The 26,426-nt window shown below is 70.8% G+C and carries 26 protein-coding genes; 14 read left to right on the top strand and 12 right to left on the bottom strand.

Going from position 1 to position 26,426, the window contains the following annotated elements; all coding sequences use genetic code 11:
• The first annotated feature begins 231 nt into the window (after nucleotides 1-231).
• The 5 genes from RS86_RS01370 to RS86_RS01350 all read left to right on the top strand — a co-directional run bounded on the left by RS86_RS01370 (nucleotide 232) and on the right by RS86_RS01350 (nucleotide 5,351).
• Nucleotides 232-1,734 carry a CoA-acylating methylmalonate-semialdehyde dehydrogenase gene (locus RS86_RS01370; protein WP_045270413.1) on the top strand — a complete coding sequence of 501 codons (1,503 nt, stop codon included), beginning with the start codon at nucleotides 232-234 and terminating at the stop codon, nucleotides 1,732-1,734.
• Between the two features lie 40 nt (nucleotides 1,735-1,774).
• Nucleotides 1,775-2,962: an acyl-CoA dehydrogenase family protein gene (locus tag RS86_RS01365; RefSeq protein WP_045270412.1), complete on the top strand. Its 1,188-nt coding sequence runs from the start codon at nucleotides 1,775-1,777 to the stop codon at nucleotides 2,960-2,962.
• Nucleotides 2,959-3,843, top strand: a complete 885-nt coding sequence (gene mmsB / locus RS86_RS01360; protein WP_045270411.1) for a 3-hydroxyisobutyrate dehydrogenase — start codon at nucleotides 2,959-2,961, stop codon at nucleotides 3,841-3,843. Before RS86_RS01365 ends, mmsB begins: the two co-directional genes overlap by 4 nt.
• Before the next feature lie 183 nt (nucleotides 3,844-4,026).
• Nucleotides 4,027-4,809 (top strand): enoyl-CoA hydratase-related protein, encoded by a 783-nt coding sequence (locus RS86_RS01355; protein WP_045270410.1) that lies wholly within the window; start codon nucleotides 4,027-4,029, stop codon nucleotides 4,807-4,809.
• Between the two features lie 5 nt (nucleotides 4,810-4,814).
• Nucleotides 4,815-5,351: a putative immunity protein gene (locus tag RS86_RS01350; RefSeq protein ID WP_152642026.1), complete on the top strand. Its 537-nt coding sequence runs from the start codon at nucleotides 4,815-4,817 to the stop codon at nucleotides 5,349-5,351.
• 49 nt (nucleotides 5,352-5,400) lie between these two features.
• On the opposite strand, the gene RS86_RS01345 is transcribed toward RS86_RS01350, so the two are convergent.
• From RS86_RS01345 to RS86_RS01325, 5 genes are all read right to left on the bottom strand, one after another.
• Nucleotides 5,401-5,823: an organic hydroperoxide resistance protein gene (locus tag RS86_RS01345; RefSeq protein ID WP_045270409.1), complete on the bottom strand. Its 423-nt coding sequence runs from the start codon at nucleotides 5,821-5,823 to the stop codon at nucleotides 5,401-5,403.
• Nucleotides 5,820-6,314, bottom strand: a complete 495-nt coding sequence (locus RS86_RS01340; RefSeq protein ID WP_200892725.1) for a MarR family winged helix-turn-helix transcriptional regulator — start codon at nucleotides 6,312-6,314, stop codon at nucleotides 5,820-5,822. Before RS86_RS01340 ends, RS86_RS01345 begins: the two co-directional genes overlap by 4 nt.
• Before the next feature lie 154 nt (nucleotides 6,315-6,468).
• On the bottom strand, nucleotides 6,469-6,909 hold the full coding sequence (locus tag RS86_RS01335) for a YdeI/OmpD-associated family protein (protein WP_045270407.1): 441 nt from the start codon (nucleotides 6,907-6,909) through the stop codon (nucleotides 6,469-6,471).
• A 10-nt stretch (nucleotides 6,910-6,919) separates the two neighbouring features.
• Entirely contained in the window at nucleotides 6,920-7,393 is a 474-nt protein-coding gene (locus RS86_RS01330) for an SRPBCC family protein (protein ID WP_045270406.1), read from the bottom strand.
• Complete coding sequence (locus tag RS86_RS01325) at nucleotides 7,393-7,929, bottom strand: MarR family winged helix-turn-helix transcriptional regulator (RefSeq protein ID WP_045270405.1); 537 nt, start codon at nucleotides 7,927-7,929, stop codon at nucleotides 7,393-7,395. Before RS86_RS01325 ends, RS86_RS01330 begins: the two co-directional genes overlap by 1 nt.
• A gap of 259 nt (nucleotides 7,930-8,188) precedes the next feature.
• Here RS86_RS01325 and RS86_RS01320 point away from each other — a divergent pair, with 259 nt between their 5' ends.
• From RS86_RS01320 to RS86_RS01310, 3 genes are read left to right on the top strand one after another with little or no spacing between them, the layout of a single operon-like run.
• A complete protein-coding gene (locus RS86_RS01320) occupies nucleotides 8,189-8,965 on the top strand; it encodes an electron transfer flavoprotein subunit beta/FixA family protein (RefSeq protein WP_045270404.1) in 777 nt (258 codons plus the stop codon).
• A gap of 2 nt (nucleotides 8,966-8,967) precedes the next feature.
• Nucleotides 8,968-9,948, top strand: coding sequence for an electron transfer flavoprotein subunit alpha/FixB family protein (locus RS86_RS01315; RefSeq protein WP_045270403.1), 981 nt, complete (start codon nucleotides 8,968-8,970; stop codon nucleotides 9,946-9,948).
• 2 nt (nucleotides 9,949-9,950) lie between these two features.
• Nucleotides 9,951-11,618, top strand: a complete 1,668-nt coding sequence (locus tag RS86_RS01310; RefSeq protein ID WP_045270402.1) for a cytochrome b/b6 domain-containing protein — start codon at nucleotides 9,951-9,953, stop codon at nucleotides 11,616-11,618.
• A gap of 299 nt (nucleotides 11,619-11,917) precedes the next feature.
• On the opposite strand, the gene RS86_RS01305 is transcribed toward RS86_RS01310, so the two are convergent.
• Nucleotides 11,918-12,424 (bottom strand): GNAT family N-acetyltransferase, encoded by a 507-nt coding sequence (locus RS86_RS01305; RefSeq protein ID WP_152642025.1) that lies wholly within the window; start codon nucleotides 12,422-12,424, stop codon nucleotides 11,918-11,920.
• Nucleotides 12,425-12,565: 141 nt separating this feature from the next.
• On the opposite strand from RS86_RS01305, the gene RS86_RS01300 reads away from it, so the two are divergent.
• Nucleotides 12,566-13,129 carry an acyl-CoA thioesterase gene (locus RS86_RS01300; protein WP_045270401.1) on the top strand — a complete coding sequence of 188 codons (564 nt, stop codon included), beginning with the start codon at nucleotides 12,566-12,568 and terminating at the stop codon, nucleotides 13,127-13,129.
• A gap of 55 nt (nucleotides 13,130-13,184) precedes the next feature.
• Nucleotides 13,185-14,576 (top strand): hypothetical protein, encoded by a 1,392-nt coding sequence (locus RS86_RS01295; RefSeq protein WP_152642024.1) that lies wholly within the window; start codon nucleotides 13,185-13,187, stop codon nucleotides 14,574-14,576.
• 6 nt (nucleotides 14,577-14,582) lie between these two features.
• On the opposite strand, the gene RS86_RS01290 is transcribed toward RS86_RS01295, so the two are convergent.
• Genes RS86_RS01290 through RS86_RS01280 form a run of 3 tightly spaced genes read right to left on the bottom strand, consistent with a single transcriptional unit; the run spans nucleotide 14,583 to nucleotide 16,443 of the window.
• The gene (locus RS86_RS01290; protein WP_152642023.1) at nucleotides 14,583-15,137 is read right to left on the bottom strand and encodes a hypothetical protein; all 555 of its coding nucleotides are present in this window, start codon (nucleotides 15,135-15,137) and stop codon (nucleotides 14,583-14,585) included.
• On the bottom strand, nucleotides 15,134-15,757 hold the full coding sequence (locus RS86_RS01285; RefSeq protein ID WP_052679999.1) for a hypothetical protein: 624 nt from the start codon (nucleotides 15,755-15,757) through the stop codon (nucleotides 15,134-15,136). The genes RS86_RS01290 and RS86_RS01285 overlap by 4 nt, the downstream gene beginning before the upstream one ends.
• Nucleotides 15,754-16,443: a hypothetical protein gene (locus RS86_RS01280; protein WP_045270399.1), complete on the bottom strand. Its 690-nt coding sequence runs from the start codon at nucleotides 16,441-16,443 to the stop codon at nucleotides 15,754-15,756. Before RS86_RS01280 ends, RS86_RS01285 begins: the two co-directional genes overlap by 4 nt.
• A gap of 122 nt (nucleotides 16,444-16,565) precedes the next feature.
• On the opposite strand from RS86_RS01280, the gene RS86_RS01275 reads away from it, so the two are divergent.
• The 4 genes from RS86_RS01275 to RS86_RS01260 all read left to right on the top strand — a co-directional run bounded on the left by RS86_RS01275 (nucleotide 16,566) and on the right by RS86_RS01260 (nucleotide 23,152).
• Nucleotides 16,566-20,381 (top strand): proline dehydrogenase family protein, encoded by a 3,816-nt coding sequence (locus RS86_RS01275; protein WP_045270398.1) that lies wholly within the window; start codon nucleotides 16,566-16,568, stop codon nucleotides 20,379-20,381.
• Nucleotides 20,382-20,541: 160 nt separating this feature from the next.
• Complete coding sequence (gene ddaH, locus RS86_RS01270) at nucleotides 20,542-21,447, top strand: dimethylargininase (RefSeq protein ID WP_045270397.1); 906 nt, start codon at nucleotides 20,542-20,544, stop codon at nucleotides 21,445-21,447.
• On the top strand, nucleotides 21,447-22,754 hold the full coding sequence (gene rocD, locus RS86_RS01265) for an ornithine--oxo-acid transaminase (protein WP_082076475.1): 1,308 nt from the start codon (nucleotides 21,447-21,449) through the stop codon (nucleotides 22,752-22,754). The genes ddaH and rocD overlap by 1 nt, the downstream gene beginning before the upstream one ends.
• A gap of 122 nt (nucleotides 22,755-22,876) precedes the next feature.
• A complete protein-coding gene (locus tag RS86_RS01260) occupies nucleotides 22,877-23,152 on the top strand; it encodes a helix-turn-helix domain-containing protein (RefSeq protein WP_052679998.1) in 276 nt (91 codons plus the stop codon).
• Between the two features lie 6 nt (nucleotides 23,153-23,158).
• Here RS86_RS01260 and RS86_RS01255 read toward each other — a convergent pair whose 3' ends face one another.
• From RS86_RS01255 to RS86_RS01245, 3 genes are read right to left on the bottom strand one after another with little or no spacing between them, the layout of a single operon-like run.
• Nucleotides 23,159-23,650 carry a GbsR/MarR family transcriptional regulator gene (locus RS86_RS01255; RefSeq protein ID WP_045270396.1) on the bottom strand — a complete coding sequence of 164 codons (492 nt, stop codon included), beginning with the start codon at nucleotides 23,648-23,650 and terminating at the stop codon, nucleotides 23,159-23,161.
• Between the two features lie 28 nt (nucleotides 23,651-23,678).
• Nucleotides 23,679-25,289: an ABC transporter permease gene (locus tag RS86_RS01250; protein ID WP_235281560.1), complete on the bottom strand. Its 1,611-nt coding sequence runs from the start codon at nucleotides 25,287-25,289 to the stop codon at nucleotides 23,679-23,681.
• A complete protein-coding gene (locus RS86_RS01245) occupies nucleotides 25,289-26,263 on the bottom strand; it encodes an ABC transporter ATP-binding protein (RefSeq protein ID WP_052679997.1) in 975 nt (324 codons plus the stop codon). The genes RS86_RS01250 and RS86_RS01245 overlap by 1 nt, the downstream gene beginning before the upstream one ends.
• Nucleotides 26,264-26,426 lie beyond the last annotated feature (163 nt).

Genomic DNA, 26,426 nt, shown 5'->3' with positions numbered 1-26,426 from the left:
CGTAGGCGCCCGTGCGAGAAAGCCGGGCGCATCCCGTTGCGCGGGGAAGACGAGCACCCGATCCGGTCAGCGTCCGCAGCCCGCGCAGAGTCTGTTGTACGTGTCGAAGGTGACCGGAAGGTGAACGGCCTGACAGGTGTCGATGAATTACATGGAACCCCTAGTAAATAGATGGAGGTCCACGTAATCTGAAGGGCAGCGCCGACGACGACGCAGAACCAGGAGCACACGATGGTCCGCGACATCACCCACTTCATCGGAGGATCCCCGATCCCCGGCACCTCGGGCCGCTGGGGGGAGGTGTTCGAGCCCTCGACCGGCGCCGTCCAGGCACGGGTGCCGCTGGCGAGCGGGGACGAGGTGCGTGCCGCGATCGCGAACGCCGAGGCCGCTCAGCCCGAGTGGGCGGCGACCAACCCGCAGAAGCGGGCGCGGGTGCTCATGCGCTTCCTCGAGCTGATCCGCGACGAGACGGACGACCTCGCCGCCCTGCTCTCGCGCGAGCACGGCAAGACCCTGGACGACGCCAAGGGCGACATTCAGCGCGGCGTCGAGGTGATCGAGTTCTGCGTCGGAGCCCCGCACCTGCTCAAGGGGGAGTACTCGACGGGCGTCGGCACCGGCATCGACGTGTACTCGCTGCGCCAGCCGCTCGGCGTCGTGGCCGGGATCACCCCGTTCAACTTCCCCGCGATGATCCCGCTCTGGCAGATGGGCCCGGCCATCGCCGCCGGCAACGCCTTCATCCTCAAGCCCAGCGAGCGCGACCCCTCTGTGCCCGTGCGGATCGCCGAGCTGTTCCTGGAGGCCGGCCTCCCCGCCGGGATCCTCAACGTCGTGCACGGCGACAAGGAGGCCGTCGACGTGCTGCTCACCGATGAGCGGGTGCGCGCGATCGGCTTCGTCGGATCCACCCCGATCGCGGAGTACATCTACACGACCGCGAACGCGCACGGCAAGCGCGCCCAGTGCTTCGGCGGCGCGAAGAACCACCTCGTCGTGATGCCCGACGCCGACCTGGACCAGGCCGCGGACGCCCTCATCGGCGCCGGCTACGGTTCGGCGGGGGAGCGCTGCATGGCGATCTCGGTCGCCGTGCCGGTCGGCGAGGAGACCGCCGACGCGCTCGCCGCGAAGCTCGCCGAGCGGGTGGCGGCGCTCAAGGTCGGGCCCTCGCTCGAGCCGGGCATGGACTACGGCCCGCTCGTGAACCGTGCCGCAGTCGAGCGCGTGAACGACTACATCCAGCAGGGGGTCGACGCGGGTGCCGAGCTCCTCGCCGACGGGCGCGGCATCTCCGTCTCCGGTCACGAGGAGGGCTTCTACCTCGGCCCCACCCTGTTCGACCGGGTCACGACCGACATGTCGATCTACCGCGAGGAGATCTTCGGACCGGTGCTCGTGATCGCCCGCGCGGCCGACTACGAGGAGGCGCTGCGGATGGCGTCCGAGCACGAGTTCGGCAACGGCGTCGGCATCTTCACGCGCGACGGCGACGCGGCCCGCGACTTCGTCGCCCGCGTCAACGTCGGCATGGTCGGCGTGAACGTGCCGATCCCCGTGCCGATCGCGTACTTCACGTTCGGCGGCTGGAAGCGCAGCGGCTTCGGCGACCTCAACCAGCACGGCGCCGACGCCTTCCGCTTCTACACGAAGACCAAGACCGTGACGAGCCGCTGGCCGGCCGCGGGCGTCCGCGAAGGCGCCAGCTTCGTCATCCCCACGATGCACTGACCCGGCCGCACGCACGCAGAAACGCCAGAAGGAACACGACATGACAACCGTCGCCACCCCGATCACGATGACCAGCGAGGAGCGCGCCGCCATCCTCGGCGCCGTGCGCGAGTTCGCCGAGACCGAGCTCGCCCCGTTCGCCGCAGAGCGCGATGAGAAGCACCTGTTCCCGCGCGACACCCTGATGCGCGCCGGCGAGCTGGGACTCGGCGGGATCTACGTGCGCGAGGAGTCCGGGGGAACCGGGCTCGAGCGCGTCGACACCGTCGCGATCTTCGAGGAGCTCGCCAAGGGCGATCCCACCATCGCCGCCTACATCTCGATCCACAACATGGTCGTCTGGATGATCGACGGCTACGGCACCGACGCGCAGCTCGCGCGCTGGATGCCCGAACTCATCTCGATGGAGGGACTCGGCAGCTACTGCCTCACGGAGCCGGGGGCGGGATCCGACGCGGCTGCGCTCGCGACGAGCGCGATCCGCGACGGCGACGAGTACGTGCTGACCGGGGTGAAGCAGTTCATCTCCGGCGCCGGCGAGGCCGCGGTCTACATCGTGATGGCGCGCACCGGGGCTCCGGGCGCGCGCGGCATCACCGCCTTCCTCGTCCCCGGCGGCGCGGAGGGCCTCAGCTTCGGCGCACCGGAGAAGAAGATGGGGTGGCACGCGCAGCCCACCCGCCAGGTGATCCTGGACGGCGTGCGGGTTCCCGCGACGAACATGCTGGGATCCGAGGGGCAGGGCTTCGCGATCGCGATGAGCGCCCTGAACGGCGGCCGCCTGAACATCGCCGCCTGCTCGATCGGCGGCGCGCAGTGGGCGTTGGACCGCGCCGTGCAGTACGTGCACGAGCGGGAGGCGTTCGGCGAGCCGCTCGCCGAGAAGCAGTCGATCCTGTTCGCCATCGCCGACATGCGCACGGATCTGCAGGCCGCGCGGCTCATGGTGCGCGACGGCGCGCAGGCCGTCGACGAGAAGGCGCCTGACGCGACGATGCGCTGCGCGATGGCCAAGCGCTTCGCGACGGACGCCGGCTTCGACGTCGCCAACAAGGCCCTTCAGCTGCACGGCGGGTACGGGTACCTTCAGGACTACGGGATCGAGAGGGTCGTCCGTGATCTGCGGGTGCATCAGATCCTGGAAGGGACGAACGAGATCATGAGACTCATCGTCGGGCGCGAGATGCTGCGCCCCTCCGGATCCGCGTCGATGCGGCCTGCATCATGACGCGGATCGCGTTCCTCGGGCTCGGTCACATGGGCCTCCCGATGGCGAAGAACCTGCTCGCTGCGGGGCACGAGGTGATCGGCTTCGACGTCGTGCCCGCCGCGGTCGACGCCGCCTCCGCCGCGGGGCTGCCGGTCGCGCAGTTCGGGGTGGATGCGGTGTCCGGCGCGGACGTCGTCATCACGATGTTCCCCGCGGGCAAGCACGTGATCGCCGCGTATCAGGACGGGCTGCTGGCCGCGGCCGACCCCGGAACCCTGTTCATCGAGAGCTCGACGATCGCCGTCGACGAGGCGCGCGCCGCGCACGAGCTGGCGATCGAGGCGGGGCATCGCAACATCGACGCGCCGGTCTCCGGCGGTGTGGTGGGGGCGGAGAACGGCACGCTCGCCTTCATGGTGGGCGGCTCGGACGAGGACTTCGCCGCCGCGCTGCCGCTGCTCGAGACGATGGGCAAGCGCATCGTGCACTGCGGTGGTCCGGGGCTCGGGCAGGCTGCGAAGGTCTGCAACAACATGATCCTCGGCATCTCGCAGATCGCCGTGGCCGAGGCTTTCGTGCTCGGCGAACGGCTGGGGCTGGAGCACCAGGCGCTGTTCGACGTCGTGTCGCAGGCGTCGGGCCAGTGCTGGTCGATCACGACGAACTGCCCCGTGCCGGGTCCTGTGCCGACGAGCCCCGCCAACCGCGACTATCAGCCGGGATTCGCGGGTGCGCTCATGGCGAAGGATCTGGGACTCGCGCTGCAGGCGATCGAGGGCACCGGCACCGACGCGCAGATGGGCCGGCTCGCCCAGCAGATCTACGCGACGTTCGCCGCCGGCTCCGGCGCCGGTCGCGACTTCTCCGGGATCATCACGGACATCCGCGACGCGTCCTGACCGCGGACCCGCCCCTGAGCGGACCCTCCTGACCGCGAGACTCCAACTGGGCGACGAGACTGCGCCGCACGCGTGCAGTCTCGTCGCCCAGTTGGAGTCTCGCGGTTCCGCAGTGCCGACACCGTCCGTTCACCGACATCGGAGATACTGGAAGCGCCACGAAGGTGCGGCGAAAGGATGAGCATGGCCACGAACGAGTACGAGACGATCCTCACGGAGCAGCGCGGACGAGTCGGCTGGATCACCCTGAACAGGCCCCAGGCGCTCAACGCGCTGAACTCGCAGGTCGCCGAGGAGGTCACGGCCGCCGCCACCGCGTTCGACGCGGATCCGGGAGTCGGAGCGATCGTCGTCACCGGTTCGGAGAAGGCGTTCGCCGCGGGCGCCGACATCAAGGAGATGGAGGCGATGTCCGCCGCGGAGATCACCGCGACCGACCACTTCGGCGTGTGGCGCGACTTCGCCGCCGTGCGCACCCCGGTCATCGCCGCCGTGTCGGGCTTCGCCCTGGGCGGCGGATGCGAGCTCGCCATGATGTGCGACATCATCCTCGCGGCGGACAACGCGAAGTTCGGCCAGCCCGAAGTGAACCTCGGCGTCATCCCGGGCATGGGCGGCACGCAGCGGCTCATCCGCGCGGTCGGGTACTACAAGGCCGCCGAACTCGTGCTGTCGGGGCGGATCATCGGCGCCGAGGAAGCCGAGCGCGCGGGTCTGGTGTCGCGCATCGTGCCGACCGCCGACCTGCTCGCCGAGGCGTCGACGCTCGCCGAGACGATCGCGTCGAAGTCGCTGCCTTCGATCATCGCTGCGAAGGCGACCCTCGATGCCGCCATGGAGACCACGCTCGCGGTCGGGCTCGACATCGAGCGCGAAGCCTTCGCCTCCCTGTTCGACACGGTGGACCAGAAGGAGGGCATGGCCGCCTTCCGCGAGAAGCGTCCGCCGCAGTTCGTGAACCGGTGATCGCCGTGGCAGACATCCATTCCCTCGGATCCTTCGCGGATCCGTCCCGCCAGAAAGCCGCAGGGCGCGAGGATCCGGCGTCGAACGTCGTGCCGCTCTTCGCCGACGGCGCGCTGCCCGACATCGAGGATCTGCGCCTCTCGGAGGACGACCGGCGCGAGCTGGTCGGCTGGACCATTGCCTGCGCCGAGCGGCTCCTGCCGCTCTTCCAGGCCGAGCGTCCAGACGACGACCGCCCGCACCAGGCGCTCGCGGCCGCGGAGGCCTTCCTGCGCGGCGAGCTCGACATCGACGCCGTGCGGGAGAAGGCGTTCGCCTGCCACGAGGCCGCGCGCCAGGCGCAGGATCCGAGCGCCGTCGCCGCCGCCCGCGTATGCGGGCAGGCCGTGGCCGTCGCGCACCTCGCGGGGCACAGCAGGCAGGTGCCGCGGCACACCGCCCGGGCATTCCCCGGCGACCGCTCCCGCCGAGACGAGGAGCTCGCCTGGCAGCGCATGAACATCCCCGCCCGCTTCGACGCCTACGTGTACGACGGCGACTGAGCCCTCTGGCCCGCGCTGGCGGGCGACGGTCGTGATCCGCGCCGCCGTATCAGTCCTCCGAGACGACGACCGTCACCTCGATGTTCCCGCGGGTCGCGTTGGAGTACGGGCAGACCTGGTGCGCGGCGTCTGCGAGAGCCTGCGCCTGGGACTGCTCGAGCCCGGGGAGGACGACCTCGAGGCGCACCGCGAGCTGGTAGCCGCCCTGGCCGTTCGGGCCGATCTGCACGCGGCCGGCGACCGAGGAGTCGGAGATCGACACCTTCTGCGCACGGGCCACGGACTGGAGCGCCGAGTGGAAGCACGCGCTGTAACCGGCGGCGAAGAGCTGCTCGGGGTTCGCGCCATCGCCCGAGCCGCCCATCTCGCGGGGGATCGCGAGATCCAGATCGACGCGACGGTCGGTCGTGACGACCCGTCCGTTGCGGCCGGCTCCCGTCGCAACGGCTTCTGCGGTGTAGAGGACGTTCATGAGCGATCTCCTTCGGATCGAGGTGCGGATGTTCGAACGGGTGAGGGCTGCGGCGCGCCGGCGGCGGCAACCTCGTGCATGGAGGATGAGATCGCGTGCAGCGTGCGGATGAGGTCCTCCGCGCTCGTGCGGTCGGGGAGGGCGAATCCCTCGGCGATCTGACGAGGGATCTCGCGGAGCTCCTCGCGCAGTCGGCGGCTGTGAGGAGTCAACCCGATCGAGACGACGCGCTCGTCGGAGGAGCGCCGTTCGCGCACGATCAGATCACTGCTCTCCATGCGGCGAAGAAGGGGGGACAGTGTGCCGGAGTCGAGCTGCAGGCGGTCGCCGAGCGACGAGACCGTCTGGTCGCCGTCCAGCCACAGCGTCACGAGCACCAGGTACTGCGGGTACGTGAGGCCCCAGGGCTCGAGCAGTGCGCGATAGGCCTGGGTCGTGGCGCGGGTCGCGGCATAGAGCGCGAAGCACACCATCTCGTCGGTTGCAGCCATGCGAAAAGAATTGCACACAATTAAGTTGTACACAACTTAATGAGTGAAGCCATGACCCAACGGACCCGGATCCTGCCTCGTGCTGGCAAGGGCGCCGCGTTTCGTCTCGCTCGGCCTTCGGCCGGGCTCGCTCAACGACCCCGGGGGCGTCGCGTCAGCCGCGCAGCTCGTCCAGCGCTTTGGCGATGCGGCGCTCGCGCGTCGCATCCTGCTTGGCATCGGCGACGGAGACGGCGAGCTCCTTGCGGCGCGTGAAGCTCAGCGCCTCGTAGGCGGCGGTGAGCCCGGCGTCGGCGAGAGCGGAGGACAGCGCCTCTGGCACCTCGACCGTCCGCTCCGCCGTGTCCGCGGCGATCACCGCGTCGAACTCGTCGCCGAGTTCGAGGCCCATCGCCGTGCGGTTCGCCTTGCTGAAGCCGATGAGGTTCTTCCCGCCCATGCGCCCCAGTCGGAGGCGGGCCGTGTTCGCCCCGATCGTCACCGTGACGGGGAAGGCCTTCGCGGTGCTGACCTCGGCGACCTGCGCGTCGGTGAGCACGATGGCGCCGGCCGGGCCCATGGGCTCGAGGACGGTGCGGATGCGGAGCTCGCTCATGCCGGCCAGCCTATGACTGCTCCGCCTGTGCGGCGAGCGTGTCGTTGCGCTGCTCGATGAGCCGGATCAGGTGCCGCCTCATCACGAGTGCGTCGACGATGCGACCGAGCGGGCCGAACGGGGAGCGGAACTCGATCTCGTCGCGCATGAGAGTGCCGTGGATGCCCCGCGCCGTATCAGCCGGGAGGGACGAGAACGTGTGCCGATGCCGGAACTCGGCGAACGGGCCGCGGATCTGCCGGTCGGAGAAGCCGTGAGGCTCGTCCACGTCGAACACGAGCGAGGTCATCCGGAAGCGGATCCCGAAATGCCGCGCGTCCCAGGTCACCGTGTCGCCCTCCGCCATCCGGCCCGCGCGCACGCCGTCGGCGATCCGCTCGTCGTGCGCGGCCATCGAGTCGACGTGCACGCCGACGTCCAGGGAGAGGGCGAACACCCGCTCGAGCGGAGCGGCGATCGTCCGTTCCAGGACGAAGAAACTCATCAGAGGGGATCCGGCTGCGGACGAGGATCCGCGAAGTCGCCTGCCGCCTTGCGCATGCGCGCCACGATCGCGACGAGGTCGGCCGAGTCCTCAGCGGAGATGCCGGGGGCGGCGAACACCTCGTCGTTGAGCGACGTGGTGGCGCGTTCGACGAGTTCGCGGCCGACCTCGGTGAGCTCGAGCAGCGCCGCGCGGCCGTCGTGCGGATCGCGGTGCCGGGCGATGAGGCCGTCGCGGACCAGCCGGTCCGCGGTGCTGGAGACGCTCGTCGCGTGCACCTGCAGGCGCGCGACCACGCTCGAGAGCGGCAGAGTGCCCGTGCGACTGAACGCGAGGAGGCGCAGCACCTCGTAGCGCGCGAACGACAGCGCGAACGGGCGCAGCGCGGCGTCCACCCGCGCGAGCAGCAGCTGCTGGGCCCGCATGACCGAGGTGACCAGCGACATGCCGTCGGCGGCGTGGTCCCAGCCGTGCATGAGCCACTGCCGCTTCGCCTCGGCGAGAGGGTCGACGGGCAGGGGGTGCGGGCGGGCCATTCCCCTACGTTACCGGGGCGCGAACCGGATCCGGATCCCCCGAGAATCGCTGTGCGGGCGTGTTCGTAGCGCTCCGCCAAGGCTCTGCGGGCGGAATGGCGTCCGGGTTGGAGGGTTGCGCCAGGGTGTGTCCGCCGGTGTCGGGCGCGGTCGGATCCGGCACGGCGCTGAGGTACGCTGGCACCACGTTATCGCCCGGTAACCGAGGCGATTCCGCCCGCGGCCGGACCGGCCGATCGAGGTCGCGTGAGGAGGCTCGATGAAGATCTTCGTCCTGGTGAAAGAGGTGCCCGACACCTACGGGGACCGCAAGCTCGACCTGGAGACGGGTCTGGCCGATCGCGGAGCCGGAGACGTCGTGCTCGACGAGATCACCGAGCGCGCGCTGGAAGTCGCACTGAGCTACGCCGACGCCAACCCCGGGACCGAGGTCGTGGCGCTGTCGATGGCACCGGAGTCGGCGACCGCGTCGATCCGCCGGGCACTCGCGATCGGCGCCGGATCCGCGGTGCACGTGTCCGATGAGGCGCTGCACGGCGCCGATCTGGGGCTGACCGCTGCGGTGCTCGCGGCGGCGATCCGGCGCGGTGCGCCGGATCTGGTCATCACCGGCAATCTCTCCACGGACGGATCCGGAGGCGTGATCCCCGCGATGCTCGCCGAGCACCTCGGGTTCGCGCAGGCGACGGCGCTCAGCGCCGTGACCATCGGCGCCGACACGGTGGCCGGTACTCGCGCGACGGACTTCGGATCCCAGCAGGTGAGCGCGCCGCTCCCGGCCGTGATCTCGATCACCGAGGCGCTGCCCGACGCGCGTTTCCCGAACTTCAAGGGCATCATGGCGGCGAAGAAGAAGCCGCTCGAGGTGCTCTCGCTGGCCGACCTGGGCATCAGCACCGATCCGGCGGAGGCGCCGCAGGCGATCCTGACCGCGGTGGCAGAGAAGCCGCCGCGCGCCGCGGGTGTGAAGATCACGGACGAGGGCGACGCCGCAGCGCAGCTCGTCGAGTTCCTCGCGCAGAACAGGTTGGTGTGAGCATGGCGTACCCCTCCGACTCGATCCTGGTGCTCGTCGATGTGACTCCGGCGGGTGCCGCCGCGCCGACGACCGCGGGCCTGCTGGGAGCTGCGGCGCAGCTGGGCTCCCCGGTCGCGCTCGTGGCCGCCCCTGCCGGTACCGCGGAGGCGGCGGTCGACGCCGTCCTCGCGGCCGGCGCGCAGGTCGTGCTCACCGCGGACGTCGACGGCGGATCCGTGACCGTCCCCGTGGTCGACGCGCTGCAGGCCGCGTACCGTGCGGTCCGCCCCGACGCCGTGCTCGTCTCGAACTCGATCGCGGGCCGCGACGCCGCCGCGCGCTTCGCGGTGCGCGAGCGGCTGGCGCTGTCGGTCGACGCGATCGGCGTCTCCCGCGACGACGAGGGCGTGGTGGCGCATCATTCCGTCTACGGCGGGGCGTTCCTCACCGACTCCGCTCCGACGTTCGGCGCTCCCGTGATCACCGTGCGTCAGGGCGCGATCGACGCGCGCGCCGAGGTCGTGGCCGACGCCCGCGTCGAGGCGCTCGCGGTGGAGGCGTCCGGTGCGCCCGTCGCGACCGGCGAGCCGATCGAAGCCGTCGAGGCGGCCTCGTCCCGGCCCGAGCTGCGCGGCGCCAAGGTCGTCGTCTCGGGTGGGCGCGGACTCGGATCCAAGGAGAACTTCTCCCTCGTCGAGGACCTCGCCGACGAGCTCGGCGGTGCGATCGGCGCCTCCCGTGCCGCGGTGGACGCGGGATACATCCCCTACGCGCATCAGGTGGGTCAGACCGGTGTCTCGGTCTCGCCGCAGCTCTACATCGCGCTCGGCATCTCCGGGGCGATCCAGCACCGTGCCGGCATGCAGACCGCCAAGACGATCGTCGCGATCAACAAGGATCCGGAGTCGCCGATCTTCGACGTCGCGGACTTCGGCATCGTGGGCGACCTGTTCACGGTCGTGCCGCAGGTGATCGAGGCGCTGCGGGCGCGGAAGAAGTAGCGATGACCACCGTGCGCAGGGGACTGCCCCGCATCCGCGGAGGCGAGGCCTGGCCGCCCGCCGGCGTGGTCGCGGCGGTCGCGGAGGTCATCGCGACGGCGCCCGCCGACGAGCGTGCCGCCGAGATGGAGAACGCCGCTCCGAGCGCTCCTGTGGCAGCGGAATCCATCTCTTCGCCGGTGAGTTCGGCGTCGAGGATGGAAAACGCCGCTCCGATGGTCGGCGGAGACACGAAAAGCATCTCGGCGTCGGCGGATCCGGCGCGCGACACCGCGGGCGCGGCAGCTGCCGGATCCGTCCTGCGCCGTGGCCTGCCGCGTACCGCGGGCGGTGAGCCCTGGCCTCCGGCGGGAGCGTCCGTAAGCCCGGTCCCTGAGGTTGTCGAAGCGACTCGCCCTGTCGTCTCGGACGCTTCGACAGGCTCAGCGGCCGAGGCCGCCCCGGCGGTCGCAAGCGCCCCCGCGGCCTCCGCGGTCGTCGTCGCTGCGCCGCAACAAGCCGGATCCGCCCTGCGCCGCGGTCTGCCGCGTGTCGGCGGGGGAGACCCCTGGCCTCCGGCCGGAACCGCCGTCGCGGCCGAGAGCGTGGTCGTATCCGCTCCTTCCGACGCGACGGAGTCCGCTGCGGTTGCGCCCGTCGCGGCGGCTACCGCACCGGAGGCGCCGTCGACGGCTGTCGCCGCTCGCCCCGATGTCTCGGCACCGCTCCCGTTCACGCGCACCGTCTGGAACGGGTCGGCGCCGCGCCGCGCCGTCACGGAGCCCGCGGCATCGAGGCTCCGCCCGACCTGGCTGCAGGCGATCGGCGGTCTGTTCGCCGCGGCGGGACTCGCGGTCCTCGCCGGCGCTGCGATCGTGCTGGTGCGTGCGTTCCTCAGTCTGCCGTTCATGCAGGACTTCCTGACGACCTACCCGGGCGAGTACCACCTGCCCGAGGGGGCGCCCGTCGGGATCCCCGGATGGATCGGCTGGCAGCACTTCTTCAACGTGTTCCTGATGACGCTGATCATCCGCTCGGGCCTGCAGGTGCGCACGCAGAAGCGTCCGACCGCGTTCTGGACACCGCGCGGCAACCCCAAGGGCAAGATCAGCCTGACGCTGTGGTTCCACCAGGGGCTCGACCTGCTCTGGATCGTCAACGGCGTGATCTTCGTGGTGCTGCTGTTCGTCACGGGGCAGTGGATGCGGATCGTGCCGACGAGCTGGGACGTGTTCCCGAACGCGCTGTCCGCCGCGCTGCAGTACGTGTCGTTCGACTGGCCGACGGAGAACGGCTGGGTCAACTACAACAGCCTGCAGCAGCTCGCCTACTTCACGATCGTGTTCCTCGCCGCGCCCGTGGCCATCGTCACCGGGTTCCGGATGTCGGGGCTGTGGCCGAAGAAGGCCGAGGGCCTGTCGAAGGCGTATCCGATCGAGCTCGCCCGCGCGGTGCACTTCCCGACCATGCTGTTCTTCACGGCGTTCATCGTGGTGCACGTGGCGCTCGTGCTGCTCACCGGCATGCTCCGCAACCTGAACCACATGTTCGCCTCGCAGGACGCGGTGACCTGGACCGGTTTCTGGGTGTTCGTGCTCTCGCTCGTCGTGATCGCCGGGGGCTGGCTCGCCGCACGGCCGCTCGTGGTCGCCCCCATCGCGAAGGTGTTCGGCCAGGTGTCGGGCCGGTAGATCCGGTGCCCTCGCGGCCGGATCCGTCGCCGACGCCCCCTCGCAGCATCGAGGCCCCCTCCTAGCGGTGCACGCCCGAGGGGGTGCGGGTGCTGGGAGGGGGCCTCGACGCAGAAGGTGTGCCCTGTGAGGTGGCGTGCCCCGTGCTGGCGCGGCCGTGCGGCGCACCCTGCGTGGGACAAGTGCACAGTGGCAGGATCCGTCCACGCCCCTCGCAGCATCGAGGCCCCCTCCTAGTGGCGCACGCCCGAGGGGTGCGGGTGCTGGGAGGGGGCCTCGACGCAGAAGCGCGGCAGGGGTCAGCGCACGAAGCGGACTTCCTTGATGGTCTCGCCGAGGAAGGGCTCCTGCTGGTTGGCGCCGTCGAGGGTGAAGCCGTTGCGCACGTAGAAGCGGTGTGCGCGGGGGTTGTCCTCGGCGACCCAGAGGTAGGAGTTCTCGCCGGCGCCGACGGCCGCGTCGAACAGACGCTGGCCGATGCCGGTGCCGTGCCAGGCGTCGAGGAGGTAGATGAAGTAGAGCTCGCGCTCCGCCGGGGGGTTCTCGTCCCGGGCGGGACCGGAGCCGACGAAGCCGACGATCTCGCCGTCGACGAGCGCCGCGCTCATGCGGTACTCCTCGCCCTGGGAGGCCCAGTGCGTCCACAGCTCGGCGAGTCGCTTGGGCGAGACGGCCTCGAGCGTGGCGGTGCTGATCAGGTGGTCGTAGGTCTCGTGCCAGCACTTCGCGTGCACACGGCCGAGCGCTTCGGCATCGACATCGCGAACGGGCCGGACGGTGACGGTGGGAAGGGCTTCGGCGCTCATGTTCGCGACTCTACGCGCGCCGTGCGCGGACGCGAAATCGAGTGACATCGGCTCTATGGGCACTCTGACACGTCGTGCCGGGACTGTGTGAATCCGACAATCGATCAGGGGAATCCGTGCCGGATTCACTACGCTCCTCGTGTGAACGTGATCTGGCGCACCCTGCTCGTCGTCCTCTCTGCACGCCGGCGCTCCCGCCGGGGGCAGACCTTGGCTCCGACGGCGGTCGGGCGGATCCGTCTCACCACGCTGCCGACGGATCTGGACATCCTGCGGCACATGAACAACGGCCGGTATCTGTCCCTGTTCGACCTCGGCCGATGGGATCTGCTGATCCGCACCGGGCTGTTCGACGCGATGAAGGAGCGCGGCTGGTACGCCGTGGTCTCGAGCGAGACGATCACCTTCCGCAAGTCGCTCGAGCTGTGGCAGCGTTTCGACGTCGAGTCCCGGTTCATCGGGCACGACGACAAAGCGCTGTTCTTGGAGCACCGCGCCGTGGTCGACGGCGAGGTGTACGCCAAGGTGATCGTGCGCGCGCGCATGCTGCGCCGCACCGGGGGGACCGTCTCGCACGAGGAGTTCTTCGGCGCGCTGGGCCGTCCGGACGATGTACCCGGCGTCGAGGACTGGATCCACGATTGGGCTGCGGCGTCCGCGCTGCCGCCGACCAAGGCGCCCGCGCCGAGCGTCTGGGCGGACTGAGGCATGCGCGCGGTGGGCCTCGTCGCCCGCGGAGCGAGCGCGCTAATCTGAGCCCGTGGGGGCGATACTTCGGACGACCGGCCGGGTCCTGTGGATGCACTGGCCGGCGATGCTCGCGTGGTATCTGGCGGGGACAATCGCGAACTACTGGGTCACGGAGCTGGCCGGTTTCGTCGGCGCCTACAGCTCAGTCGGCGGACTGCTGATCCTTCCGTTCGCGGTGCTGGCCCGGCTGATCAGCCTGGTCGGCATCCTGCTGTCGATGCGTGACGGCCTGCGCTCCCTGCAGAGCGTGGCGCCGGTACCGGAGTCCGTCGGTGAACGCCGCCGCAGTTTCCTTACGGCGCTGCTCGCGAGCATTCTGCCGTTCTTCGCGGTGTATGCCGCGCAGGGCCTGCTGCGCGAGGACGTGCAAGCGTACGGGTTGCGCGCCCTCGCCAAGAACAAGGAGGAGATCGGCGCCACGCTCGGCACCGATCGCACCTTCGACCCGGGCGACAACGTGCTCGAGCTCTCGTTCAACGTCTGGACCGTACTCATCATCGTCGTCGCCTTCGGCGCACGGTGGGCGTGGGGCCGCTGGTCGAAGAGGCTGCCCCGGACCTTCGCGGTGCTCGCGGTGTACTGCGAGGTGGTCTGGGTGTTCTTCTCGATCCTTCTGCTGAAGGACCTCACCGACGCCGCCACGACCTGGGTCGACAACCGGGCGGTGATGGCCTGGCTCGGCGAGGTGCGAACGGCGTTCGGGGGTTGGTTCCCGCCGATCGTCTGGTTGGGCGACGGGGTCGGCTGGCTCCTCTCGCAGGCCGGTCCGGTCCTGCTCGCGCCGTTGGCATGGCTCACCGTGGCGGGTGTCGTCTACGGACAGGCGATCGTCGCAGAGAAGCTGCAGATCCAGCACCGCCTCGTCACTGAGATGCGGGATCGCGTCGCACAGGTGCCCAATCCGGTGATGCGCCGGTTGCGCGACCTGGGCACGGAGCTCGGCTCGCGATTTCTCCCGATCTGGCGGGCGATTTTGCTGATGTGGCGGGCGGGGCCGGTGATCATCGCCTCTTATGCCTTGCTCTACACGGTCGTGATCGTCGCCGAGTCATGGCTGCGCTACGGGGTGAGCCGGTGGATCGGACCGCACGACGCTGACCTGTTCTGGGCCGTGTACTGGCCGGTGATCTTCCTCATCCCGCCGCTCATCGTCGAGCCGATCCGCTTCGCCCTGATCGCCGGCGCCTACGACACCACGTTCGGGATGCTGCGCCGTGCGCAGGAGGCCCGCACCGACGCGGCGGCGCCCGCCACCGCGGAAGAGGTCGACGCAGCGGCCATCACTGCGGCCGCGGGAGCCCTGCCCGCGGCGCGGCTTCGTGGGGGAGCAGGCGATTCGGTCGACATGACGGCGTCGTTGCCTCCCGGTGCCCCGGCGCCGCCCCTGAATCCGCCGGACTGATGCGAATCAGGGGTCGACGCTGAAGCGAACGAATCGTGACTCGGCGAAGAGCGGTTCCACCTCGACCCAGAACGGGCCCCGTACGTCGTCGGGGACGACGTACGGCAGGACCAGCTCGTAGGGCTCGGCCTTCTCGCCTTCCAGCGTGGGTACGCAGTCCTCGGGCTCCTCGTCGTCCCACAGCAGCCCCAGCTCGGTGCGCGCCGAAAGCCACACTCTCCCCGTGCTCTTCTCGACGAGTTTCGGCGCCCAGCAGCCTGGCCCTTTGTCGGCCGTGGGCGTCACCTTCACTCCCACGAGGATGAGCTTCGCGTTCCGTGGCATGTCGAGGCCTTTCGTGTCCGACACCTCCTTCGCCCGCACCGGCCCCCAGGTCGCTTCTTGAAGGTCGACGGTGCCGGATGCGCCGGGCTCGACGGCCCAGATCGGCTGACCGGAGTCGGGGTAGGCGTACTTCCACTGCCACCATCCGATCCCGAGGACCGTGGCGGGCAGCAGGACGGTGACGAGGCCGAGCGCGAGGGCGTTGCTGCGCCACCAGCCGCGCGCGCTGGACGTCATCGCGCCCACCTCTCCGGATCCAATTCCACCTCGTTCTGCAGGGGCAGGGAATCGAGGTCGACGGTGACCTCGACCACCCCGTCGGCGACCGTGGTGTACGTGGGGGCGAACTCAAGCGTCGCCGTTCCTTTCAGTGCGCCCTCGGGCAATTCGAACGCGATGCTGCCGTGCCGGGGCACGCCAGTGATCAGGACCATGTCCGCAGCGGTCTCCCCGCGCTCCGTGGCCGAGTAGGTGCGCCCGCCGAGGCGCAGGTTCGTCACCTGCAGCAGAGCCCCGAACTGATCTTGGACGGCAGCCGCGTCGAAGTCGACGACGAGCCAGGTGCCCTCGGCATGCCAGCGGCCGCCGTCCGACACCGCCCGCCCTGCGCGGATGCGGGTGACTGTCACCGACAGATTGCGTGCCGTGGCGGTCTCGCCCACAATGGTCGCGCTGACGAACGTTTCGTAGGGAGCGTCTTCGGGCTTCTGCACCTGGGTGAGACCCCATGTCGCCACGACGAGCGCAGCCGACAGGGCCCAGGTCCCGGCGGTGCGCAGGCGGCGGCGCGGTGCCGCGGCAGGCACCAGGGCCGACCTGGCCGCGGTGGCCGGCGGAGGTGGAGGGGGAATGGTCACGGCGTCGCCTCCTGCTCGGCGGGCAGCGCGTCGACCTGCACGGTCACGAACGCGCCGGTGCGGACGTCGGACCAATAGTCGCCACGGGTGAAGAGCTCGCCGACGTAGTGAGTGGAATCGGGCAGTACGATGCGGATCTCATCCCCTACGGAGACGACGTCCGCGTCGACTGCCCAGGCGAGTCGCACTCGGGCGGGTACGTCAGGCTGCAGAAACGTGGTGTTGCTGCCGTCGACGACGCGGCTCGCATCGAACCCCTCGAGAGCGACGTCTTCGACGCCGATTCCGCGGAGGGCGTCTTTCGTGGCGGCGAGCCGAGGCTTGTCGAACTCGTTCGTGACATCGAGGACGACGACAAGCGTGCGCTGCCCCGCTGCGGGGTAGATGCTCGTCCCGCGCACCTCTCCGCCGATCGCCGCGCTGACCACCGACATGTCGAGCTCGGATCCGACGAAGTGCTCACCCGCCCGCAGCTCCGCGGGCTTCGGCTTCGGGACGTCTGCGAGGCCACCGAACGCCGCCGTGGATGCGAGCAGGACCGCACCGGTACCGCTGATGAGCCACCCCGTCGGCACGCGATCGGTCATCTTCCTGGCCCACGCCGTCATGCGCGCTTCGGAAGCCGCGCGCGTGGCCGCCTCCGCGACGGCCGGCGGCGCGGGATCCGCCTCCTGCTCTTCCCCCACGAGCACAGCATATAGAGAGGCGCGGAGGGCGTGCCGCCCTGCCGTGCGGGCCGAGGAGCGCCATGCTGGAGGGGAGCATTCCGCGCCCACCCCCGAAGGCGCGAGGCGGGAAGGACGAACCGATGCCGCAGTGGCTGAACGCCGCCGAGACCGAGCGTGCCCGCCGGGCCGTCGTCCTCGCCCAGCGCTGGATCGACGAAGCCGCCGCGACGCATGCGGATCCGGCGGCCGAGCGGCTCGCCGGCGTGCTGCGGGACCCGAACGGGCTATCGTTCACGCTCGGCTTCGTCGACGACGTGATGCGGCCGGAGAGCCTCGGCGCGGCCGCGGCGGGGCTGAACCGCGTGGCGCCGCTCGTGCCCGGATTCCTGCCCTGGTACCTGCGCGCCGCCGTCCGTGCCGGCGGGCTCGTGGCGCAGGGGCTCCCCGCGCCCACCGTGCCGATCGCGCGCACGGTGCTGCGCGAGATGGTCGGGCATCTCATCGCCGACGCGCGCCCCGCCAAGCTCACCCCGACGATCGCGAAGCTGCGCTCCGGCGGCGCCCGGCTCAACCTCAACCTGCTCGGCGAGGCCGTGCTGGGGGAGGACGAGGCGCAGCGGAGGCTGGACGGGATCCATGAGCTCATCCGCCGCGACGACGTCGACTACGTCTCGGTCAAGGTGTCGGCGGTCGTGAGCCGCATCTCGATGTGGGCCTTCGATGAGGTCGTCGAGCAGGTCGCGGAGCGGCTGCTGCCGCTGTACCTGACGGCGGCAGGGGATCCGTGGGCATCGACGAGCCCGAAGAGCGCGCAGACCTTCATCAACCTCGACATGGAGGAGTACCGCGATCTCGACCTCACGATCGCGGTGTTCACGCGGATCCTGGAGGATCCGCGGCTCAAGGACCTTGAGGCGGGCATCGTGCTGCAGGCCTACCTGCCCGACGCCCTGCCGGCGCTGCGCGAGCTGACCGCCTGGGCGAAGGATCGCGTCGACCACGGCGGCGCGCCGATCAAGGTGCGCCTCGTGAAGGGCGCGAACCTCGCGATGGAGCGCGTGGAAGCGGCCCTGCACGGCTGGACGCCGGCGCCCTACGACACCAAGATCGACACCGACGCGAACTACCTGCGCTGCCTGGACGAGGCGCTCACGCCCGAATCCGTCCGGGCCGTGCGCATCGGCATCGCTGGTCACAACCTCTTCGACATCGCATACGCGTGGCTCCTCGCGGGCGACCGCGGGGTGCGTGCGTCGGTCCCTGAGCTTGTCGAAGGGGCCGGCGCCGGCACCGCCGATGCGGGATCCGGATCCGCGCCGATCGAGTTCGAGATGCTGCTCGGCATGGCGCAGGGGCAGGTCGAGGCGGTGAGCCGCGAGGTCGGGCACGTGCTGCTCTACGTGCCGGTCGTGAAGCCGCGCGAGTTCGACGTCGCGATCAGCTATCTCGTGCGGCGGCTCGAGGAGACGGCCTCGCCGGAGAACTTCCTGTCCTCCGCCTTCCGGCTCCACGAGGATCCGGATGCGCTGGACCGCGAGATCAACCGCTTCGCGCTCTCGCTCGAACGCTCCGCCGACCCTGCGCTGCCGACCCGCCCGCGCCGCCGGCAGAACCGGCTCGCCCCGGTGCACGAGTCCGCCGCGCTCACCACGGATCCGGATGCGGAGTCCGCCGCGCTCACCCAGGCCGTGCTCGGGATCGCCGAGGCCGTGGATCCCGGCGACACCTTCGTGGAGACGGCCGTGTTCGCCGCGCGCGAGGACGAGTCCGCGATCGCCGCGGGCGCCCCGGGCTTCCGCAACGCCGTCGACAGCGATCCGGCACTCCCCGCGAACCGGGAGTGGGCGCGCGAGATCCTCGCCCGCATCCCCGGGTCCACGACGGGGGACGGGATCGTACGCAGCGCCCGCGTCACCGACGCGGAGGAGCTCGACCGGATCCTGTCCCGCGTGCGCGCCGCGGCCGGGGCCTGGGGTGCGCGGCCTGCGGCCGAGCGCGGTGAGGTGCTGCTGCGGATCGCGGCGGTGCTCGAGTCGCGCAGGGCAGAGCTCATCGAGGTCGCCGCCGCCGAGACGGGCAAGGTGATCTCCGAGGGCGACGTCGAGGTCAGCGAGGCCGTCGACTTCGCGCGCTACTACGCGGCCAAGGCCCGCGAACTCGACGCGATCCCCGGGGCCGCGTTCGTGCCGGCCCGCCTCACCGTGGTCGCCCCGCCGTGGAACTTCCCGCTGTCGATCCCCGCCGGCGGCGTGCTCGCTGCGCTCGCCGCGGGATCCGGCGTCGTGTTCAAGCCCGCCCCGCAGGCGCGGCGTTCGGCCGCCGTGATCGCCGCCGCCCTCTGGGACGCCGGGATCCCGCGTGATCTGCTCGCGTTCGTCGACATCTCCGAGGGCGAGCTCGGCCGCGAGCTCATCGCGCACCCCGACGTCGACCGGGTGATCCTCACCGGATCCTTCGAGACCGCCGCGCTGTTTCGCAGCTGGCGGCACGACCTGGCGCTGCACGCCGAGACGAGCGGCAAGAACGCGATCGTGATCGCCCCGTCCGCGGATCTGGATCTCGCGGTCGCCGACCTCGTGAAGAGCGCGTTCGCGCATGCCGGACAGAAGTGCTCCGCCGCATCGCTCGCGATCCTGGTCGGCCCCGTGGGCCGCTCCCGCCGGTTCGCGCGCCAGCTCGTGGACGCGGCCCGGTCGATGCGCGTGGCCTGGCCCGAGGACCCGCGCGCCGAGGTCGGGCCGGTCATCGAGCCGCCGCAGGGCAAGCTGAAGTGGGCGCTCACCGAACTCGCCCCGGACGAGAAGTGGCTGCTGAAGCCGCGCGAGATCCCCGGGTCCGAGGGGCGGCTGTGGACGCCGGGTATCCGCCTCGGCGTGCAGCCTGGATCGCGCTTCCACCGCGAGGAGTTCTTCGGCCCTGTGCTCGGCATCATGCACGCGCCGACGCTCGCAAGGGCGGTCGACCTGCAGAACGCCGTCGAGTACGGCCTCACCGCGGGGCTGCACACGCAGGATCCGGCCGATCTCGCGCTGTGGCTCGACCGCGTGCAGGCCGGCAACCTGTACGTGAACCGCGGCATCACCGGCGCCATCGTGCAGCGTCAGCCCTTCGGCGGCTGGAAGCGCTCCTCCGTCGGCACCGGCGCCAAGGCGGGCGGTCCGAACCACCTCATCGGGCTGGGCTCCTGGCGAGACACGGGCGGCGCCGGATCCACGACCCTGCACCTGCGCGGACTGGACTCGCGGATCACCGCGCTCATCGAGGCCGCGCAGCCGTCGCTCGACTACACGGCTTTCGAGTGGTTGCGTCGCGCCGCGCTCTCGGACGCGCTGGCCTGGGATCGCGAGTTCGGCAGGGTGCGCGACGTCTCGCGCCTCGGCGTGGAGCGCAATCTGTTCCGGTACCGCTCGGTGCCGGTCGCCGTGCGCGCCACGGGCGAGGCCCCGTTGCGGGCGCTGCTGCGGGTGGCGATCGCCGCGATCCGCGGCGGGGGCGCGTTCACGCTCTCCTCTCCGATCGGCCTTCCCGCCGCAGTGCGCCGCGTGCTGGGCGAGGCCGGAGTCACCGTGTTCGTGGAGAGCGACGAGGAGTGGACCCAGCGGTTCACCGGACCGGCGGCGTCCGGCGACGGATCCGATCCGCTCCCGTCGCAGAATCTGCGGGAAAACCGCACGGAAAGCAGCAGGAATCGCGACGGGAGCGGGAAGGAACCCGCCGTCGAGGGCGCGCCGGCGCGGCCGAACCGCGTGCGCATCGTGGGGGCGACGGATGACGTCGCGGCCCTGCACGCCGTGCTCGCCGAGGCGGTGCAGGGAGATCCGGATCTGGCGATCTTCGCGGGCGAGGTGACCACGGCGGGCCGGATCGAGCTGCTGCCGTTCCTGCACGAGCAGGCCATCGCGATCACCGCGCACCGCTACGGCAACCCGGACGACTGGAGCGCGGGGGTGATCTGAGCCGGCACCGCGCCGTGATGGCCACGTCCAGCCTCGGGTGAGACAATGGACGACGGCGTGCCCGTGTCGCATCTTCTCCTCGCATCCACGATGTGCCGGATCGAAGGACCGCCGGGCCTCAGGACAGCGTCCGCCGCGACCGAAGATTCCGAGGAGCCTCATGTCGACGCCTGAGACCGCCACCGCCACGCCGGCCCGTACCGCGCACCACCGCCGGTACCTGATGTGCAAGCCCGAGCACTTCACGGTGAACTACAGCATCAACCCGTGGATGGAGCCGGCCAACCCGACCGACACGGCCAAGGCCGTGGCGCAGTGGCAGAAGCTGTACGACCTGTACCTCGAGCTCGGTCACGAGGTCGAGCTGATCGAGCCGCTCGCCGGTTACCCCGACATGGTCTACACCGCCAACGGCGGCTTCGTGATCGGCGGCCGCGCCTACGTGCCGTCCTTCTACTACGCGCAGCGCCAGGGCGAGGCCCCCGCGTTCGCCGACTGGTTCCGCGCGAACGGTTTCGACACCGTCATGCCCGAGGAGATCAACGAGGGCGAGGGCGACTTCCTGCTCGCCGGCGACGTGATCCTGGCCGGCACCGGCTTCCGCTCCGCCGGCGACAGCCACCGCGAGGTGAGCGAGGTCTTCGGTCGCGAGGTCGTGACGCTGACGCTGGTCGACCCCCGTTTCTACCACCTCGACACCGCCCTCACCGTGCTGGACCCCGTGATCGGCGAGGCGAACGGCGGCCCTGCGGCCGCCAACATCGCGTACCTGCCGCACGCCTTCGACGACGCCAGCCGCAAGGCCCTGGAAGAGCGCTTCCCGGACGCGATCCTCGTCTCCGACGAGGACGGTGCGGTGTTCGGCCTGAACTCCGCGAGCGACGGCTACAACGTCATCATCTCGCCGCGCGCCAAGGGCTTCGAGAAGCAACTGCGCGAGCGTGGTTACAACCCGATCCTGATCGACCTCAGCGAGCTGTTGCTCGGCGGTGGCGGCATCAAGTGCTGCACCCTGGAACTGCGCGGTGCCCTGAGCGAGCGGAGCGAGACGAAGGGTGGTGCGTGATGACGCCTGAGCAGGTCAGGGAGTTCGCCGAGCACGGGACGATCTCCGGGCAGGATCCGGATGCCGGCACGACCGGAGCCGTGGTTCCTGAGCGCCCTTCGTCTCGCTCCGCTCGCTCAGGAACCGCGGAGCGAGTCGAAGGGCATGTGGCGCGCAACTACGCGCCGCTCGACGTGACGATCGCCCGCGGCGAAGGCGCCTGGGTGACCGACGTCGAGGGCAAGCGCTACCTCGACCTGCTCGCGGCGTACTCCGCCGTGAACTTCGGGCACCGCCACCCCGCGCTCGTCGCCGCGCTCGAGGAGCAGCTGGGCCGCGTCGCTCTCACGAGCCGTGCCTTCCGCAACGACCGGCTCGAGCCGTTCGCCGCCGCGCTCGCGCGGCTGTGCGGCAAGGATCTGGTGCTGCCGATGAACACCGGTGCCGAGGCCGTCGAGACCGGGATCAAGGTCGCGCGCGCCTGGGGCTACCGCGTCAAGGGCGTGCGCCCTGATGCGGCGCGCATCGTCGTCGCGCACGGCAACTTCCACGGTCGGACCACGACGATCGTCGGCTTCAGCGACGACGAGTCGGCGCGCGACGGCTTCGGCCCGTTCACGCCCGGCTTCGACGCCGTGCCCTATGGCGACGCCGAGGCGATCGCCGCCGCGATCACCGACGACACGGTCGCGGTGCTCATCGAGCCGATCCAGGGCGAGAGCGGTGTGATCATCCCGCCCGAGGGATTCCTGCGTCGGGTGCGCGAGATCTGCGACGAGCGGAACGTGCTGTTCATCGCCGACGAGATCCAGTCCGGCCTCGGCCGCGTCGGCGAGACCTTCGCGTGCGACCGCGAGGGCGTCGTGCCGGACCTGTACCTGCTCGGCAAGGCGCTCGGCGGCGGGATCCTGCCCGTGTCGGCGGTCGTCGGCAACGAGGACGTGCTGGGTGTCATCCGCCCGGGCGAGCACGGATCCACCTTCGGAGGGAATCCGCTGGCGGCGGCCGTCGGGCTGCGCGCGGTCGAGATGCTCGAGTCGGGGGAGTTCCAGGAGCGCGCCCGCGCGCTCGGCGCGCACCTGCGCGAAGGGCTCGAGGCGTTCCTCGGCCACGGGGTGACCGAGGTTCGGGTGGCGGGCCTCTGGGCCGGCGTCGACATCGATCCGTCCCGCGGCACCGGCCGGGAGATCGCCGAGAAGCTCCTCGATCGCGGCGTGCTCGTGAAGGACACGCACGGTCAGACGATCCGCATCGCGCCGCCGATCGTGGTGCGCGCGACCGAGCTCGACTGGGCTCTCGAGCAGCTCCGCGTGGTGCTCGCCGGCTGAGACCTCGGAAGGGCCCGCTCCGGCGGGCCTTTCCCGGTCTCAGACCGTCGAAGACCGCAGGTGCTTAAAGCCCGGGTGAGTCTGCCCTGGCACATCTCGCCGGTATTTCGGACGCTTGAAGGGTGCCCCGAGTCCCATCCGCCGCTGCCTCGCACATCGGCGAGAAGATCCGCGGAGCCCGTCTGGCCGCCACGCTGACGCAGGACCAGGTCGCCGCGCACAGCGGCATCGACTCGTCGAACATCCGCGCCTACGAGACGGGCCGCGCGATGCCGAGCGTCCCGACGCTCGTGCGGATCGCCGACGCCCTGGGCATCGCGCCCGGCAGCCTGCTCGACGGCCTCACGGTGGGGATGCTCCCGATCGCGGACGCCGACGGGCGTCGTCGCGCGAGCTGACCGCGATCAGTTGTCGCGGAGTCCCGCGCGATACGTCTCCCACTCGTCCACGAGCTCCGGCATGCGCCGTGCCATGAAGCGGAAGAACTCCGCCATCTCCGAGGCCCGGTCCCTGGCGGCGTGATCCTCGTCGTGCTCCGCGCCGATCGCCTCGATGTGCGCGGCGAGTCGATCGTAGATGGGGCCGTTGTTGGTCATGAGCCCGTACCAGGTGTCCGGGATGATCACGTACTGGTCGCGTCGGCGGTCGGGCCGGGAGACGCGGCGGATGACCTGGATCGTCTGCAGATAGCGCACGGCGCCGGAGACCGCCGCGGCGCTCACCCCGAGGCGGTCCGCGAGTTCCGCGGCCGTGTAGCCGTCGGCGGGCGCGGCGATGAGCGCCATCATCACCCGGCCTGGCATGCGCGGAAAGCCGACGGCGGCGATCATCGCCGCCGCGGCCTCCGCGGCATCGACCCCGTGATGCACGGGGAGTGCCGGATCCTGCGCGTTCATGACTCCATCATCCCGCGGTCGAGCCGGGTCAGCCCGCCGTGTGCAGCTCGCGGCGGCGCATGAGCGTGAGCGCTGCCGCCGCGCCCGCCGCGATGATGAGCGCGAGCCACCAGGTGCCGCGCAGATCGACGTCGCCGTTCATGACGATCGGGGTGACCGAGAAGGGCGAGAATCGCGTGGTCCACTCCGGCAGACCGAACAGCGGCCCGAACAGTCCGAACAGCGTGGCGAGCAGCACGAGCGCCCAGGCGATGCCCACGGTGCCGCGGGGGAGCAGCACGAACACGAGGCCGGTGAGCACGGTGAACACGCACGCGGCGAGTCCCTGCCCGAGCCCGACCACCGTGACGACCTGTGCGAGCGACGACGCGTCCTTGTCGCCCGCGAGCCCGGCGTACGCCGCGAGCATCGTCGCGACGACGATGATCGCGATCGCGAACGTCGCCACGAGCAGGTAGTCGAGGAGCCACCGCACGCGTCCGATCGGCTGGGCCAGCACGCTCTCGGCGGTGCCGTGCGCCTCCTCCTGCCGTGCGCGCGCGACGATCTGCACCGCCGCGCAGGCGGCCAGGATCCCCATCATCGTGAAGAACACCGAGACGACCGTCTCCTCGAGGTTGCCGGCCTTGCCGATCTTGTCGAGGATCTGCTGCACCGCGGGGTTCTGCCCGGAGATCTGGCCGGCGAGTCCGGACAGCTTGGTCGCGAGCACCCCGGTGAGGGCGCCGCCGATGGCCCAGCCGATGATCGCGCCGTTGGTGAGCCGCCAGACGAGTGCATGCGGTGTCGACAGTGCCGGCCGCGCGTGCACCCGGCCGGGGCGAGCGGGGACGAAGCCCTCGCCGATGTCACGAGCCGACTGCAGCGCCACGGCGACGATCGCGAGGATCAGCCCGAAGGCGAGGCCGAGCAGAGCGGGCCAGCCGTTGTCCGTGTCGTACGGGCGCGCCTGCTCGGCCCAGCCGAAGGGCGAAGCCCACACCAGGCCGGAACTCGTGATGCGGGTGAGGTCGTCGCTGGGGGTGCCCGCGACGTTGCCGATCCCGTTCACGAGGAACGTGCCGACCAGGATCCACACGGTGAGCGCATTGGCGCCGCGCGAGGTGCGCATGAGCTGCGCGGCCATGAGGCCGATCCCGAGGAACGCGATGCCGGTGGTCGCGGAGGTGGCACCCATGAGCCAGGATCCGGGGGCGTCGAGCTTGGATCCGATCAGCGCGAGCGCGACCAGCACGCCGAGCACGGCATTCGCGGCGACGCCGTGGATGATCGTCGCGATGGTGGGGAGCGCACGCCCGACGGGTGTGGCGGCGACGAGTTCGGCCCGCCCTGCCTCCTCGTCGCCGCGCGTGTGGCGGACGGCGAGGAACGTGCTCATCAGGGCCGCGAGCATCGTCAGCCAGGGCAGGATCTCGAACGAGAGGAACTGACCCTCGGACGCGCCGGAGGGGAGGCCTCGGAACATCATGATGACGGGGTTCGCCATCACGGCCGAGAGCACCTCGACCCGGTCGGTGTGCGTGGCGTAGGACTGGGTGACGCCGGCGTAGCCGGCGAAGGCCATCAGGACCGTGGCGAGGATCCACAGGAGCACCTGCAGCCAGTCGCGGCGCAGGCGCTGCCGGAGCAGTGCGCCCATCATGACTCCTTCGCCGCGGCACGGCGCGAGGCGCGGGTGCCCGTCGACGAGTCGTCCTCGGCGGCGCGGAGGGCGGCGAGGTCGTCGCCGTAGTGCCGCAGGAACAGCTCCTCGAGGGACGGCGGCTCGATCCGCAGACCCGTCACGCTGCGCTGGCCCAGCACGGGGAGCACGGACGGGATCGCGTCGCTGTCGATCGTGAACCGCGCGCGGCCGTCGTCGATCATGCCGTCGTGGGCTCCGGGGATCCCGGCCAGGGCCGATGCGTCCGCGGCCTCGAACGACACCTCGGTGCGCGTGAGGTGGCGGAGCTCGGGCAGCGTGCCGGACTCCACGATCCTCCCCGCGCGGATGATGCTGACCCGGTCGCACAGCAGCTCAACCTCGGACAGGATGTGGCTGGAGAGCAGCACGGTCGCTCCGGAGTGCCGGATCCGCTGCACCTCGTCGCGGAAGACCACCTCCATGAGCGGATCCAGCCCGCTCGTCGGCTCGTCGAGGATGTAGAGGTCGGCCGGCACGGCGAACGCCGCGATGAGCGCGACCTTCTGCCGATTGCCCTTGGAGTAGGCGCGGCCCTTCTTGCGCGGATCGAACTGGAACGCCGTCATCAGCCGTTCCCGCTCGGCGCGGTAGCCCTGATCCTTGGTCGTCGCGCCCCGCAGCCGGGCGAGGAAATCGATCGCCTCGCCGCCGGAGAGGTTCGGCCACACGCTGACGTCGCCGGGCACGTAGGCGACGCGGCGGTGGATGCCGACGGCTGCGGTCCACGGGTCGTCCCCGAAGACGGTGGCGGATCCGCCGGTCTTGCGCGCGAGACCCAGCAGGATCCTGATCGTGGTGGACTTGCCGGCCCCGTTCGGGCCGAGGAAGCCGTGCACCTGGCCCTCGTCGACACTGAGGTCCAGCCCGTCGAGCGCATGCACGCGGCCGTAGTGCTTGGTGAGGCCGTCGGTGCGGATGATCGTGTTCATGGCGGCGATGCTACGCCGATTTCACAAATTCGTGAAGGAAATGAAGCGTATGGATTCCGTGAGGATCCCCAGCCGGGAGGTTTGTGGGTGCCGGGTGGACGGTGCCGGGGTTCGGTGCCGGGGTTCGGGCGTTGGCGGGTGCCGGGTGGGCCGTGCCGGGGTT

Origin of the sequence: Microbacterium azadirachtae (genome assembly GCF_000956505.1) — a bacterium.
Taxonomy (GTDB): domain Bacteria; phylum Actinomycetota; class Actinomycetes; order Actinomycetales; family Microbacteriaceae; genus Microbacterium; species Microbacterium azadirachtae_A.
This window is presented reverse-complemented; position numbering and strand designations above follow the sequence as displayed.

Coding starts and splice junctions, on each gene's coding strand:
- RS86_RS01370 (WP_045270413.1), top strand. CDS start 232: ATGGTCCGCGACATCACCCACTTCATCGGAGGATCCCCGATCCCCGGC.
- RS86_RS01365 (WP_045270412.1), top strand. CDS start 1,775: ATGACAACCGTCGCCACCCCGATCACGATGACCAGCGAGGAGCGCGCC.
- mmsB (WP_045270411.1), top strand. CDS start 2,959: ATGACGCGGATCGCGTTCCTCGGGCTCGGTCACATGGGCCTCCCGATG.
- RS86_RS01355 (WP_045270410.1), top strand. CDS start 4,027: ATGGCCACGAACGAGTACGAGACGATCCTCACGGAGCAGCGCGGACGA.
- RS86_RS01345 (WP_045270409.1), bottom strand. CDS start 5,823: ATGAACGTCCTCTACACCGCAGAAGCCGTTGCGACGGGAGCCGGCCGC.
- RS86_RS01340 (WP_200892725.1), bottom strand. CDS start 6,314: ATGGCTGCAACCGACGAGATGGTGTGCTTCGCGCTCTATGCCGCGACC.
- RS86_RS01335 (WP_045270407.1), bottom strand. CDS start 6,909: ATGAGCGAGCTCCGCATCCGCACCGTCCTCGAGCCCATGGGCCCGGCC.
- RS86_RS01330 (WP_045270406.1), bottom strand. CDS start 7,393: ATGAGTTTCTTCGTCCTGGAACGGACGATCGCCGCTCCGCTCGAGCGG.
- RS86_RS01325 (WP_045270405.1), bottom strand. CDS start 7,929: ATGGCCCGCCCGCACCCCCTGCCCGTCGACCCTCTCGCCGAGGCGAAG.
- RS86_RS01320 (WP_045270404.1), top strand. CDS start 8,189: ATGAAGATCTTCGTCCTGGTGAAAGAGGTGCCCGACACCTACGGGGAC.
- RS86_RS01315 (WP_045270403.1), top strand. CDS start 8,968: ATGGCGTACCCCTCCGACTCGATCCTGGTGCTCGTCGATGTGACTCCG.
- RS86_RS01310 (WP_045270402.1), top strand. CDS start 9,951: ATGACCACCGTGCGCAGGGGACTGCCCCGCATCCGCGGAGGCGAGGCC.
- RS86_RS01305 (WP_152642025.1), bottom strand. CDS start 12,424: ATGAGCGCCGAAGCCCTTCCCACCGTCACCGTCCGGCCCGTTCGCGAT.
- RS86_RS01290 (WP_152642023.1), bottom strand. CDS start 15,137: ATGACGTCCAGCGCGCGCGGCTGGTGGCGCAGCAACGCCCTCGCGCTC.
- RS86_RS01275 (WP_045270398.1), top strand. CDS start 16,566: ATGCCGCAGTGGCTGAACGCCGCCGAGACCGAGCGTGCCCGCCGGGCC.
- ddaH (WP_045270397.1), top strand. CDS start 20,542: ATGTCGACGCCTGAGACCGCCACCGCCACGCCGGCCCGTACCGCGCAC.
- rocD (WP_082076475.1), top strand. CDS start 21,447: ATGACGCCTGAGCAGGTCAGGGAGTTCGCCGAGCACGGGACGATCTCC.
- RS86_RS01255 (WP_045270396.1), bottom strand. CDS start 23,650: ATGAACGCGCAGGATCCGGCACTCCCCGTGCATCACGGGGTCGATGCC.
- RS86_RS01250 (WP_235281560.1), bottom strand. CDS start 25,289: ATGGGCGCACTGCTCCGGCAGCGCCTGCGCCGCGACTGGCTGCAGGTG.
- RS86_RS01245 (WP_052679997.1), bottom strand. CDS start 26,263: ATGAACACGATCATCCGCACCGACGGCCTCACCAAGCACTACGGCCGC.